We start from the raw sequence: 13,445 nt of genomic DNA on the forward strand, positions 1-13,445 counted from the left end.
CCCTGAGCCCTGCCGTGACCCGCTCGCGGCAGGGCTCAGGCACGTCGGCGGCTCACCGGCACCACGCTCCGCCCAGCACGGTGCAGACAGTGCGGACCCCGCAGTCATCCCCCAGCACTGCCAGGGCTGAGCGCACCCGCGCGCAGCACGCCGCCCATCGCGAAGAGGCCGGTCCGGCGGATGCCGCGTGGGCGGCACCTCGGGCTCGACGGCGAGGCGCTCTCCAAGCTCTCCCGCCGGCATCGTGACCTGACCGTCCGGCTGGGGGTCGCTCGCACGTTGGACCGAGGTGAGCGCCGCCGGCCCGCCGCCGGCCCGGTCGGGCGGTCGGCATACCTATCGATGACTGATTCCGAGAACCGATTGTGCGCGTACTGTCCTGAGCCGTAGCGGGAAACCGGCGGGCACGGAGCTGAGGACCCGTCAGAAACCTACCTGACAGCGATGGCTGGGGAGAACGAGCACGATGACGTACACACAGGGCGGGACCGCGGCCGGCTACCACTTCGACCGCCACGAGGACGGCCTCGACGGGCTGGTCCGCCGGGGGCGCGCGATTCCCGAGCCCGGCGCCAACCAGGTGCTGATCAGGGTCCGCGCGGCCTCGTTGAACCGCCGGGACCTGATGATCCTCGACGGGACCTACGCCGTGCCCGCCGCGCCCGGCGTGGTGCCGCTCAGCGACGGCGCGGGCGAGGTCGTCGCGGTCGGGGAGGGCGTCAGCCGTGCGAAGGCCGGCGACCGGGTGGCCGTCACCTACTTCCGCCGCTGGATCGACGGACCGATGACCCTGCCGCTCGTCAGTGAGCAGCACGGGGCCAACCTCGGCGGGATGCTGACCGAGTACCAGGTGGTGGACGAGGAGTCGGTGGTGCCGATCCCGGCGCACCTCTCCTTCGAGGAGGCCGCGACGCTGCCCTGCGCCGGGGTGCTGGCCTGGTCGGCGCTGACCACCGGGCCGCGGCCGATGTCGGCGGGGGACAACGTGCTCGTGGTGGGCGCCGGGGCGGTGGCGCTGTTCGGCGTCCAGCTCGCCGCGGCGCTGGGCGGCCGGGTCATCGCGGTCACCTCCAGCGACGAGAAGGCCCTGCGGCTGAAGGAGCTCGGTGCCGCGGAGGTGGTGGACCGCCGGGTCACGCCCGCCTGGGAGTCGGCCGTCCTGGACCTCACCGGGCGGCGCGGGGTGGAACTCGTGCTGGAGGCGGTCGGGGCACCCACCATCGCCAACTCCATCAGGTCGATCGGCTTCAACGGCCAGATCTCGGTGGCGGGTGCCTTCCCCTCGGGTGGGACCACGGTCGACACCGATGTCTTCAACGGCCGCTTCTTCTCCCTGCAGCGGCTCGCGGCGGGCAGCAGGGCGAGCTTCGAGGCGCTCAACGGGACGCTGGCGGAGCACCGGATCCACCCGGTGATCGACCGGGTCTTCGGCTTCGACGAGGCCCTGGACGCCTACCGGCACCTGCGGGACGGCGCCCCGTTCGGCAAGGTCGTGATCACGATCCCGTAGCGGGCCCGCGAGCCCCCTGAGCTGGACGTGGTCTCCCGCCCGCGTCCTTCCGCGCACCCGTGCCGCTCCAGCGGCACGGGTGCGCGCGGCTCGTTGCGGTTCGGTCACGACGTGTCCGATAGGTGGAGCAATGGGAGAATGGGGCCGGATTTTCGCATTGGTGAGCGCGCTCGGTGATCTCTCATACTGCCAGGTGACCTTTGGTGCGGCCGGGTTCGGCACAGCGCCACGGGTCTCGCTCGTGCACTCCGTGGGGGGAGCCAGTTGTCCGCGCCCGATCCTGTCACTGACGTACGGTCAGACGTACGGCCAGTCGAAGCCTCCGTCACCGCGACCGAGCCGCCCGGTGCCCGGTCCGGTCGGCTGCCACGTGCCGTCACCATCACGCTCGCCACGGTCGGGCTGCTCGCGATCACCGCGGCCAGCGCCACCGTCACCGTCGCGGTCGGCCGACCCGGCCACCACCGGTCGGCCGCGGCGTCGGCGGCCGGTCCGCTCGCGGCCGCGCCGAGCCCCGGTGCCCTGCCGAGCGCGAGCCCGACCCCGGTGCCGCTGCCCAGCATCACGCTGGCCCCCGCGCCGGCGAGCACGCTGCACGGCACCGTCAGCGGCGACTCCCACAGCGGGGACCTGCGCTACTTCCTGCTCCCGGTCCCGGGCGGCGCCCAGCCCTACGGCGACCCGGACGGCACCGCGCTCACCGTGGCCGACATCGCCAAGGACTACGACAAGCCCGGCGACACTCAGGGGATCCTGGACTCCTACGGCTACCAGGAGGCGGTCTCCCGCCGGTACCGCAGCGCCGACGGGCAGACCGAGGTCTCCACCCGGCTGATGCGGTTCTCCTCGGCCGACAACGCGCGGGCCTTCGCCCAGTCGACCGGCTTCGACAGCGGCACCTCGATCCCGGTGACCGGCGACAGCTCGGCCAAGGGCTTCCTCTTCAAGCCGGACCAGCAGGCGTTCACCGGCGAGATGGCCGGCGTCAGCTCGGTCGGCGACGTCGAGTACGAGGTGCACGTGTACGTGAAGGGCGACCCCGACACCTCGCTGCTGTCGACCGCGATGCAGGGCCAGCACGACCGGTTGGGCAGCGGTGGCTGAGGCCGCGGACCGCAGCGGTCCGCCCTCGACCCCCGTCCCGCCCGCGCAGGAGCCCGCCGTGAGCACGCCGCCCGAAGTCCCCGCCCGGCCCGAAGCCCCCGACCGGCCCGAATTCCCCGACCGGCCCGAAGCCCCCGACCGGCCCGCCGTTGCCGAGCAGCCCGCCTCCGCTGTCGAGGGTCCCGCCGACGGCACCGTCCGGTTCGATGTCCTGGTCGATCCCTTCTCCGCGACCGTCCCGCCGCAGGCGGCCCCGCGTCCGGCGCGCCGCCGCGGGCGGATCGTGCTGCCGCTGGTCGGCGCGCTGCTGCTGGGCCCGCTGCTCGGCGGCGGCATCGGCTACGCGATCCAGGCGCGCCGCCCGCCCACCCCGCTGCCGCCGTTGCAGCCGGCCGCCGCACCCGGCTACCCGGTCACCCGCCTGAACGCCCAGGTCTCGGCGGCGCTCGCCCCCGAGCCGCTGCCCATCGACGGTGACCTGCGCCCGCTGCTGCTGCCCAAGCCGGACGGCGCGCAGGACTGGGACGACTTCCAGGTCGCGGACCCGGGCGACTGGGAGAGTGCCGGCCAACTCGCCGACGAGGACGGCCTGGCGGCGAAGGACTTCCAGGAGCTGCTGACCTCCGGGTTCCGCCGGGCGGTGATGAACTGCTGGGAGCAGAACGGGGTGAAGTACCGGGTCCAGCTGGTCCAGTACTTCTCCGACAACTCGGCCTCGGCCATCCAGCAGGCGACGGCGGCCCGCAGTGGCGGGACGCCGTTCGCGGACGGCCTGGAAGGCGGGTTCCACGCGGACAGCACGCCGTCGACCTACTTCGAGACCAACGATCAGTTCTACTACGCGGCGGCGGTCACCCGGCGGGGCGACCTGGTGGTGCGGGTGGAGGCCTTCGGCACCGCCCAGGTGAGCGCGGACTCGGTCCGCGACCTGGCCGAGCAGCAGTGGGAGCGGCTGGCATGAGCGACCTCGACAAGAACTCCGCCCAGGACCCTGACCAGAATCCTGACCAGGACCCCGCCCAGGACCCCGTCCAGGACCTCGTCCAGGCCGGAACCGGCAGCGCCCCGGCCGAGCCGCTGCCCGCATCCGCGCCCGCGCCCGCGCCCGCGCCCGCGGCCACCGTCGTCCCGGACCCCGCGCTGCCCCCCGCGGACCCGTTCCGGGCCCCCGACTTCGCCTCCCCCGCAACCGAGTTCGCCGCCCCCACCGCCCCTCGCCGTGGTTCCGCGCTGCGCGTGGTGGCGGCGATGGCGGCGGCGGTGCTGGTCGGCGCGGGCATCGGCGCGGTCATCATCGCGGCGTCGCCCGATCACGCCACGGCGGCCGCGCCGGCTCCCGGCTCCGCGAGCGTCTCGGCCTCGCCCGCACCCGCACCCGCGCCGACGTCCACCGGCCCGGCGTACGGCGCCGGTTCGAACGGTGTGCACTTCGGTTCGATGCGGGACCTCCTGCTCCCGGTGCCGACCGCCTTCCGGCTGGGCCCGGACGACGGGGTCTACGGCGACGACACCGCGCTGACCAAGGATCAGCTCAGCAGCTACCTGGACGCGCAGGTCAAGGACCTGCCCAAGGACCAGCGCGACAAGGTGAAGGCCGAGTTGCAGGCCGAGGGCCACCGGGGCGCGGGTGTGCGCAGTTACCAGAGCGACGAAGGGACCATGGTCGCGACGATCTGGCTGGACCAGTTCGACCAGCAGTCGGTCAAGGCCGAGAACGCCTTCGACGGTGCGCTCGCCGCGGATCTCGGCGTGTTCCGGGACGGGCCGCAGGTCCCCGACCACCCGGACGCCCGCTGCTTCCTGCCGCAGCTCGACCCGTCGGCACCGATCGACGGCATGGAGTGCACGGCGGCCGTCGGCGACCTGCTGGTGACCATGCACGTCGAGGGGGTCGCGCCGCTGCCGCTGAGCGAGGCCGTGTCCATCTTCCGTCAGCAGCTGCAGCGGCTGGCCCTTCCCGGAGCGTCCGTATGACCGAGCAGACCCCCGAGCAGCGCGAGCAGACCCCCGAGCACGCCCCCGAGCCGCCCGCCGGGCCGTCCTTCGCGCCGCCCGCCGAGCCGTCCCCGGGGCCCGCCGTCGAGTACTCCTTCGACCCCTGGGCCGTCCCCGGCCAGGAGCCGCTGCTCCCGCCGCCCCCGCCGCGCCGTCCCCGGGCGTCCACCGTGCTGCGCTGGGCGGCCGCCGTGGTGCTGCTGGCGGCCACCGCGGGCGCGACCGCCGTCGCGGTCACCGCGCCCGCGCGCACCAGGATCCCGGGTCTCGCCACGCCCAACGACGGCCGCTACACCTTCGCCGCCCTGACGCTGCCTCAACTCCCGGACAGCAGGCCCGCACCGAGCGACTCCGCCGCGGGCCACCGGCACTACGCCGACCTGCGCGCCCTGGTGCTGCCCGCACCCCGCGAGGCCCTGCCGGGCGGCGCCGCGGCCACCAGCACCGCGTCCAGCGCCGCACCCAGCACCACCGCGTCCGCCGCCGCCCCCAGCGCCACCGCCGGCGCGACCCCTGGCGCCACCACCGCCGCGTCCGGCAGCACGTCCGCCGCCCCGGTCTCCTCCGGCGCCGCCCCGGCCGCGGCCGGCACCTTGGCCGCGTCGGCCGTCTGCGGCGACTACGCCAAGCTGCACAACGGCTCCGCCAACATGCCCAACCTGCTGGCGGACGACGCCTGCCGCGCGGCCGCCACCCGGGTCTGGACCGCCGAGGACGGCACCCGCACCGAGATCTGGCTGCTCAAGTTCGGCTCGGCGGACGAGGGCGGCGACTTCTACGGCAGCCTGACCGCGGACGGCAGCCTGCGGGCGGTCGAGCAGGCGACCACCGGCATCGACGACTTCGACTTCCGGGTCCCGACGGCGAGCTTCACCACCAAGAGCGGCATCCAGGTCGGCCCGCTCGCTGCCCAGCAGCCGGTCGCGGAGGCCGCCTACCTCGGCTCCGGCGACCTGGTGGCCACCGTGCTGATGACCAATCCGCACGGTGTGCCGAACCAGGCCTTCCGCCAGGTGGTGCTGCTGCAGGCGGACCTGCTCGGATGACGGACCGTCAGGGTACGTAGCGCGCTCTCGCGCCGGGCGCCGCCGAGGCCGCCGAAGCTTCGTGTCCGGACAACCCCTAGGGGGCGGTGCCGCCCGCTGTCATCCCGCAGCAGGAGACGGTCCCCGCCCACAGCCAGATCCGAGCGGTGCTCCGGGGCACTAGGTTCGAGGGGTGTCCACCGCGTCGCCAGTCATCAGAACGGACGCCCTCACCAAGCGGTTCCCCGCCATCACCGCGCTCGACCAGCTCACCGTAGAGGTGCAGCCGGGCGTGGTGGGGCTGGTGGGAGCCAACGGGGCGGGCAAGTCCACGCTCATCAAGATCCTGCTCGGGCTCTCACCCGCCACCTCGGGCGGCGGTGAGGTGCTCGGCCTGAACATCGCCACCGAGGGGTCGGCGATCCGCGAGCTCGTCGGCTACATGCCCGAGCACGACTGCCTGCCGCCGGACGTGTCCGCCACCGAGTTCGTGGTGCACATGGCCCGGATGTCCGGGCTGCCGGCCACCGCCGCGCGCGAGCGGACGGCCGACGTGCTGCGCCACGTCGGCCTGTACGAGGAGCGCTACCGCCCGATGGGCGGCTACTCCACCGGTATGAAGCAGCGGGTGAAGCTGGCCCAGGCGCTGGTCCACGACCCGCGGCTGGTGCTGCTGGACGAGCCGACCAACGGCCTCGACCCGGTCGGCCGGGACGAGATGCTCGGGCTGATCCGCAAGGTGCACCGCGAGTTCGGCATCTCGGTGCTGGTCACCACGCACCTGCTCGGCGAGCTGGAGCGGACCTGCGACCACCTGGTGGTGATCGACGGCGGCAAGTTGCTGCGCTCCTCCTCCACCGCCTCCTTCACCGAGGCCACCCAGCTGCTGGCCGTCGAGGTGACGGACAACGCGGAGGGCACCGCCGACGAGCAGGTCCAGCAGCGGCTGGCCGCCGCGGGGTTGAGCGTCAGCCCCGACGGCGGGCACATCCTGCTGGTCGAGCTCGCGGGCGACGACACCTACGACCTGATCCGCGACACCGTGGCCGACCTCGGCCTCGGCCTGGTCCGCCTGGAGCAGCGCCGCCACCGGGTCGCCGAGATCTTCACCGAGCCGGCCGGGGGCAGCCGATGAGCACGCAGTCCGACGTCCCGCCGCCCGCCTCCGCCGTCCCCGACGGGGTCATCCACAACATCGGCTACCGGGGCTACCAGGGCCCCCGGTTGGGCCGCGGCTACGCGACCCGCTCGCTCTTCGTCCAGGGCCTGCGCGGCGCCTTCGGCCTGGGCCGCTCGGCCCGCTCCAAGGTGCTGCCGATGCTGATGCTGGCCGCGATCACGCTGCCGGCCGCGGTGGTGGTGGTCGTGGCGATCAAGCAGGGCAGCACGGAGCTGCCCACCGACTACCCGCAGTACCTCAACGGGATCGGCCTGCTCTTCGCGGAGATCTTCGTGGCCGCCCAGGCCCCGGTGCTGCTCTCGCGCGATCTGCGCTACGCGACCGTGCCGCTGTACTTCTCCCGCCCGATCACCCGCGCCGACTACGTGCGGGCCAAGGGCGCCGCGCTGGTGGTGGCGATGCTCATCGTCACCGTGCTGCCGCTGCTGGTGCTCTACCTGGGCGCGCTGCTCGGCGGGCTGGACCTGGGCCACAACACCGCGCACCTCGGCATGGGGCTGCTCGACGCCGCGCTCTACTCGGTGGTCTTCTCGGCCATCGGGCTGGGGGTCGCGGCGGCCACGCCGCGGCGCGGCTTCGGGGTCGCGGCGATCATGGGCGTGCTGGTGGTCACCGGGGTGGTGGCGACGATCGTCGCCGGGCTCTCCGGCGGCCTGGACAGCACCCGGGCGACCAGCGCGACCTGGGCCTACGTGATCGCGCCGGGCTCGGTGGTGGAGCGCTTCGTCAACCAGGTCTGCGGCCTGACGCCCGACTTCCAGGGCACCCCCGGGGCGCTGGGCACGGTGGTCTTCGGGCTGGAGATCCTCGCCATCGTCGTCGGCTCGTACCTGCTGTTGCTGCGCCGCTACCGGAAGATCTGAGGGGTCGTCATGGCAGTCATCACCATCGACAAGGTCTCCCGCTGGTTCGGCAACGTGGTCGCCGTCAACGACGTCTCGATGTCGATCGGGCCCGGCGTGACCGGTCTGCTCGGGCCGAACGGCGCGGGCAAGTCCACCCTGATCCACCTGATGAGCGGCTTCCTGGCGCCCTCGGCCGGCAGCGTGACGCTGGACGGCGCGCCGATCTGGCGCAACCAGGAGGTCTACCGGGCGATCGGCCTGGTGCCGGAGCGGGAGTCGATGTACGACTACCTGACCGGCTGGGAGTTCGTGCTCGCCAACGCCGAACTCCACGGCCTGCCCGACCCGGGCGCCGCCGCCCGCCGGGCGCTGGCCCTGGTCGAGATGGAGTACGCCCAGGAGCGGAAGACCGGCACCTACTCCAAGGGCATGAAGCAGCGGGTCAAGATGGCCTCGGCGCTGGTCCACGACCCGGCCGTGCTGCTGCTGGACGAGCCGTTCAACGGCATGGACCCGCGCCAGCGGCTGCAACTGATGGAGCTGCTGCGCCGGTTCGGCGCCGACGGCCGAACGGTGCTCTTCTCCTCGCACATCCTGGAGGAGGTCGAGCAACTGGCCCGGCACATCGAGGTCGTGGTCGCGGGGCGGCACGCCGCCTCCGGTGACTTCCGCCGGATCCGCCGGCTGATGACGAACCGCCCGCACCGCTACCTGGTCCGCTCCAGCGACGACCGGCGGCTGGCGGCCGCGCTGATCGCCGACGGCTCCACGGCCGGCATCGAACTGGACTGGCAGGAGCGGGCGCTGCGGATCCAGGCGATCAACTTCCAGGGCTTCACCACCCTGCTGCCCAAGGTGGCCAAGGAGGCCGGCATCCGGCTCCTGACGGTCTCCCCGGCGGACGAGTCGCTGGAGAGCGTCTTCTCCTACCTGGTCAACTCCTGACCACCGCAACACCGTAGAAAGGGCCTTACCGTGAACCTGACCGTGGCACGGCTGACCGTACGCGGTCTGCTCGGCCGGCGGCGGGCCATCCTGCTGCTGGTCGTCCCGGTGCTGCTGGTGCTGCTCGCCGCGGTGGCGAGCGCCTCCAGCGCCGACAAGCACGACCTGGCCGTCAAGATCCTCGGCACGCTGGGTCTCGGCACCCTGGTCCCGCTGCTCGGGCTGGTGGTGGGCACCGGCGTCATCTCGACCGAGATCGACGACGGCTCGATCGTCTACCTGCTCGCCAAGCCGCTGCCGCGGTGGCGGATCGTCCTCACCAAGCTGGCCGTCGCCGTCCTGACCACCTGGGTCTTCGCCGCCGTCCCCACCCTGGTCGCCGGGCTGATCCTGGACGGCACCGCGGACGGGCTGGCGCTCGCCTACACGGTGGGCACGCTGGTGGCGGGCGCCGCTTACAGCGCGCTCTTCCTGCTGCTCGGCGTCGTCACCCGCAACGCGGTGGTGGTGGGGCTGGCGTACGCGCTGATCTGGGAGAGCCTGGTCGGCAACTTCGTCAAGGGCGCCAGGACGCTGAGCATCCAGCAATGGGGCCTGTCGGTCGCCAAGGCCATCGCCTCACCCGGCGCCATCACCGCCGACGTCGCGCTGGGCGCGGCGATCCCGCTGCTGCTGGTCGTCGCCGTGGGGGCCACCGCTTTCGCCACGGTCCGGCTGGCCGGCCTGACCCTCAACGCGGACGACTGACCGCGCCACCCGTCCCCACCCGCGCCGGCCAGGCCGGCGCGGGTAAGGACGGGTGAGGGCGGTCGGTCGTCAGAGCGTGCGGTCCCGCCCGGCGCCCCAGCCGGCCACCGCCGCCGCGCCCGCCAGCACGAGCAGCACCACCAGCACCGCGGTCCAGCCGCCGGTCAGCTGGTGCAGCGCGCCCGCGCCGACCGGGCCGAGGGCCGCGATCAGGTAGCCGACCGCCTGCGACATGCCGCCCAGCTGGGCCGCGCCCGCGACGCTGTCGGTGCGCAGCACGATGAAGGCCAGCGCCAGGCCGAGCGAGCCGCCCTGGGCCAGGCCCAGCACCGCCGCCGCCACCCAGGCGCCGGAGACCGGGGCGAGCAGCAGCACGGTCACGCCCGCCGCGTTCAGCGCGGCCATCGCCACCGCGAGCCCGCGCTGCCGGGTCAGCCGGCCGGCCAGCAGCGGCACCAGGAAGGCGCCCGCCACCTGCACCAGGTTGCTGAACGCGAAGACCAGGCCGGCCTGGTCCCGGCTCATCCCGTGATCGGCCAGCACCGTCGGCATCCAGGCGACCAGGGTGTAGACCATCAGCGAGGAGACGCCCATGAAGAGGCTGATCTGCCAGGCCAGCGGCAGCCGCCAGATGCCGGCGATCGGCTTGCCGGCCGTCGGCCCTGCCTGTGCCTGTGCCAGCACCTGTGTCTGTGCCGGCGCCCGTGTCTGTGCCGGCACGGCGCCCGCCGACCGTTCCTGACGGGCCTTCAGCACCTGCGGCAGCCAGGCCAGCGCCGCCACCAGCGCGAGCAGCGACCAGGCCCCCAGGGAGGCCCGCCAGCCGCCGCCCAGCGCGTGCTCCAGCGGCACCGAGCTGCCGGCCGCCAGGGTGGCGCCGACCAGCATGGTGGTCGAGTACACCCCGGTCATCGCCGCCGCCCGCTGCGGGAACTCCCGCTTGACCAGGCCGGGCATCGAGACGTTCAGCACCGCGATCGCCACCCCGATCACCACGCACCCGCCGTACAGCGCCGCGACCGAGGGCAGCACCCGCAGCAGCACCCCGGCGGCCAGCACCAGCACCGCGCCGAGCACCACCCGCTCGGTGCCGAAGCGGCGGGTCAGCCGCGGGGTGAGCGGGGCGCCGACACCCTGGAAGAGCACCGGCACGGTGGTGATCAGCCCGCTGACCGTGGTGGAGAGCCCGAAGGTGTGCTGGATCTCGCCGACCATCGGGGAGACGGCGGCCAGGCAGGCCCGCATGTTCAGCGCGACCAGCACGATGCCGGTCAGCAGCAGCGCCGGGTGGGCGAGCCGGGAGCGGACGGGGAGGACCGAGGTGGGCAGCGAGTGCTGAGCCCGGGTGACGGACATGGTGGTGCCATTTCTAGGGAAATCGGGCGTGGCAGGGGGAAGCGTGGACCCGCGGTGGGTGCGGGCCCGGCGGCTTCCGACTACTTCCGGGCGGCGAACTCCGCGAGCAGCTGCTCGACCGCCGCGGTGGGCTCGGCCAGCAGCGCGCGACAGGCGGCCTCGGCCCGCTCGGGGTCGCCGCTCTCGATCGCGTCGACCAGCGCCGCGTGGGTGGCCACGACCACCTCGGGCATCTCGTGGTCGCCGAACGCGGTGCGCATCGCCTCGTGCACCGAGGCGCCGAAGTAGCGGTAGACCTCGGTGAGGGCGGGATTGTGGGCGGCCTCGACGACCGCGGTGTGGAACTCCAGGTCGTGCTCGACGGTGGCCTCGCGGCCGCCCCGCTCGGGGTGCGCGGCGATCACCTCGGCCTCGCGGGCCAGCGCGGCCCGCATCCGGCGCAGGTCCTCGGGGGTGTGCCGGACGGCGGCCAGCCGGGCCGCCTCGGCCTCCAGCGCCGCGCGCACCTCCAGCACGTCGCGCACGCCGGAGCGCTGCACGCCGCGCAGCACCGAGGCGGGGTCGCTGGTGCTGCGCACGAAGGTGCCCTCGCCCTGCCGGGTGACCAGCATGCCGGCGTGCACCAGCACCCGGACGGCCTCGCGCACGGTGTTGCGGCCTACCCGCAGCCGCTCGGCCAGCTCGTGCTCGGTCGGGATCCGCTCGCCGACCGCCCAGGCGCCGGCCGCGAGCTGCTCGCGCAGCTGCTCGATCGCCGCGTCCACCAGGGAGCGCCGACCGGCGGCCTGCAGGGTGCCGCCGCCGTTCTGCTCGCCGCTCACCCGCCACCTCCGATCGCCGTCCGGGGACCTGTCCCGTTGCCCGGTCATCCTACAACCTCTTGCCCGGTCATCCTACAACTGGCGGTACGGATCGGACCGCCTCCCTGGTTCAGTCATAGCGCAAGTCAAGACCCGGTCAAGTGATCGAGATGGTGGCTTTATATGCTCCGCAGACAAGTGGAGCCGGTGGGCCGTCGGAGGGGGAGCGCGCATGCCAGGACAGAGGGCACGTTCGGCCGGCCGCGGCGTCCCCGGGCAGCGGTCCGCACGCTCCGGCCCGCCCGGTGGCGCTCCCGCTGGAGGCGACGCCCCCGCTGCCCCTGCCGCTGCCGCTGCCGCTGCCGCTGCCGCCGGTGGCCGGGCCGCCGCCCGCCGGGCCAGGTCCCGGCGCGGGCCGAGCCGCAAGAAGATCATCGTCTGGACCGCCGCCGGAGCGGTGCTGCTGGGCGTCGGCGCGACCGGCGCCGTCTACCTCAGGCTGACCGGCAACATCAAGAGCTTCGACCGGGCCGGCATCGCCACCGAGCGCCCGCCGGCGGCCACCGCCGACGCCAACGGCAACAAGCCGGTCAACGTCCTGCTGATCGGTTCGGACTCGCGCGGCGGCGGCAACAGCGACCTGGGCGGCGGCGGTGACGACGGCGCCCGCTCCGACACCACGATCCTGCTGCACGTCTACGCCGACCACAAGCACGCCGTCGGCGTCTCGATCCCGCGCGACTCGCTGGTCGAGATCCCGTCCTGCCTGGTCGGCGGCAAGTGGACCAAGCCGCAGCCCAACACCATGTTCAACGCCGCCTTCTCGATGGGGAACACCGACACCGGCAACCCCGCCTGCACCCAGAACACCGTGGAGCACCTGACCGGGCTGCGGGTCGACCACACCCTGGTGGTGGACTTCTCCGGCTTCTCCGCGATGACCGGCGCGGTCGGCGGCGTCCAGGTCTGCCTGCCGAACGCCGTCTACCAGGGCGACCTCGACCCCAACCTCGGCCACAAGGGCAGCCAGATCTTCGCCAAGGGCCTGCAGAACGTCTCGGGGCAGCAGGCGCTGGACTACGTCCGGGTGCGGCACGGCATCGGGGACGGCTCCGACATCGGCCGGATGCAGCGTCAGCAGGCCTTCCTCTCCGCGCTGATCAAGAAGGTCAAGGGCCAGGGGATGGACCCCACCACCCTGCTGCCGCTGGCCGACGCCGCCACCAAGTCGGTGACCGTCGACCCGGACCTGGCCACCCCCGAGAAGCTGCTGAGCTTCGGGCTGTCGATGAAGAACATCGACCTGCACGACGTCAAGTTCATCACCGTGCCCTGGCGCTTCGAGGGTGCCCGGGTGGCCTGGGTGAAGCCCGACTCGGACCGGCTCTGGGCGGCGGTCAAGGCCGACCGCACCCTGGACGGGCAGGACGCCGGCGGTCAGCAGGCCGACGCTCCGGCGAGCGGCGGCGCGAGCAGTGCCGCCCCGGCGTCCCCGCCGGCTCCCTCGCCGGCCGCGGTGAACGGCGCCGGAGCCAAGGTGACGGTCTACAACGGCACCACCACCCGGGGCCTGAGCACCACGGCCGCCGCCGAGCTGAAGGCCGCCGGGTTCACCGTGGCGGGGCTGGCCAACGCGGCCGCGCAGAACCACGACACCACCGTGATCCAGTACGGCGCCACCGATCTGACGGCGGCTCAGCAGCTGGCCCGGCTCTTCCCCGGGGCGAGGCTGGAGAAGGGCAGCGCCGCGGGGCTGAACCTGGTCCTCGGCAAGGACTACGCGACCACGGCAGGTGGCGCCCCGTCGGCCGGAGCCCCGTCAGCGGCCGCGGCGTCCGCCGCCCCGGCCCCGCTGCCGTCCAGCATCGCCGACAACGCCCGCTCGGCCGACGACGACCCGTGCGCCAACCTCAGCTACAACGGCTGAGCCGCGCGGCG

12 protein-coding genes are annotated in these 13,445 nt (G+C 73.7%); 10 read left to right on the forward strand and 2 right to left on the reverse strand.

Translation table 11 applies throughout. The annotated features are described in order from the left end of the window. Positions 1–466 precede the first annotated feature (466 nt). The 9 genes from OG455_RS20485 (at position 467) to OG455_RS20525 (ending at position 9,351) form a co-directional block, all read left to right on the forward strand. Positions 467–1,510, forward strand: coding sequence for an NAD(P)-dependent alcohol dehydrogenase (locus tag OG455_RS20485; protein ID WP_266295795.1), 1,044 nt, complete (start codon positions 467–469; stop codon positions 1,508–1,510). Between the two features lie 264 nt (positions 1,511–1,774). After that, positions 1,775–2,614 (forward strand): hypothetical protein, encoded by an 840-nt coding sequence (locus OG455_RS20490; RefSeq protein ID WP_266295797.1) that lies wholly within the window; start codon positions 1,775–1,777, stop codon positions 2,612–2,614. A gap of 58 nt (positions 2,615–2,672) precedes the next feature. Next, on the forward strand, positions 2,673–3,575 hold the full coding sequence (locus OG455_RS20495; protein WP_266295799.1) for a hypothetical protein: 903 nt from the start codon (positions 2,673–2,675) through the stop codon (positions 3,573–3,575). Then, the gene (locus OG455_RS20500) at positions 3,572–4,588 is read left to right on the forward strand and encodes a hypothetical protein (protein ID WP_266295801.1); all 1,017 of its coding nucleotides are present in this window, start codon (positions 3,572–3,574) and stop codon (positions 4,586–4,588) included. Before OG455_RS20495 ends, OG455_RS20500 begins: the two co-directional genes overlap by 4 nt. Beyond that, on the forward strand, positions 4,585–5,655 hold the full coding sequence (locus tag OG455_RS20505; protein ID WP_266295803.1) for a hypothetical protein: 1,071 nt from the start codon (positions 4,585–4,587) through the stop codon (positions 5,653–5,655). The genes OG455_RS20500 and OG455_RS20505 overlap by 4 nt, the downstream gene beginning before the upstream one ends. Positions 5,656–5,827: 172 nt before the next feature. Beyond that, a complete protein-coding gene (locus tag OG455_RS20510) occupies positions 5,828–6,769 on the forward strand; it encodes an ABC transporter ATP-binding protein (protein ID WP_266295805.1) in 942 nt (313 codons plus the stop codon). Beyond that, positions 6,766–7,677, forward strand: coding sequence for an ABC transporter permease (locus OG455_RS20515; protein WP_266295807.1), 912 nt, complete (start codon positions 6,766–6,768; stop codon positions 7,675–7,677). Before OG455_RS20510 ends, OG455_RS20515 begins: the two co-directional genes overlap by 4 nt. 9 nt (positions 7,678–7,686) lie before the next feature. Further along, complete coding sequence (locus OG455_RS20520) at positions 7,687–8,604, forward strand: ABC transporter ATP-binding protein (RefSeq protein ID WP_266295809.1); 918 nt, start codon at positions 7,687–7,689, stop codon at positions 8,602–8,604. Positions 8,605–8,634: 30 nt separating this feature from the next. After that, positions 8,635–9,351 (forward strand): ABC transporter permease, encoded by a 717-nt coding sequence (locus OG455_RS20525; protein ID WP_266295811.1) that lies wholly within the window; start codon positions 8,635–8,637, stop codon positions 9,349–9,351. Between the two features lie 69 nt (positions 9,352–9,420). On the opposite strand, the gene OG455_RS20530 is transcribed toward OG455_RS20525, so the two are convergent. After that, positions 9,421–10,707 (reverse strand): MFS transporter, encoded by a 1,287-nt coding sequence (locus tag OG455_RS20530; RefSeq protein ID WP_266295813.1) that lies wholly within the window; start codon positions 10,705–10,707, stop codon positions 9,421–9,423. Between the two features lie 80 nt (positions 10,708–10,787). Next, positions 10,788–11,528 carry a FadR/GntR family transcriptional regulator gene (locus OG455_RS20535; RefSeq protein WP_266295815.1) on the reverse strand — a complete coding sequence of 247 codons (741 nt, stop codon included), beginning with the start codon at positions 11,526–11,528 and terminating at the stop codon, positions 10,788–10,790. A 211-nt stretch (positions 11,529–11,739) separates the two neighbouring features. Here OG455_RS20535 and OG455_RS20540 point away from each other — a divergent pair, with 211 nt between their 5' ends. Then, positions 11,740–13,434: an LCP family protein gene (locus tag OG455_RS20540; protein ID WP_266295817.1), complete on the forward strand. Its 1,695-nt coding sequence runs from the start codon at positions 11,740–11,742 to the stop codon at positions 13,432–13,434. The last annotated feature ends 11 nt before the right edge of the window (positions 13,435–13,445 follow it).

Source organism: Kitasatospora sp. NBC_01287, from assembly GCF_026340565.1.
Lineage (GTDB): Bacteria > Actinomycetota > Actinomycetes > Streptomycetales > Streptomycetaceae > Kitasatospora.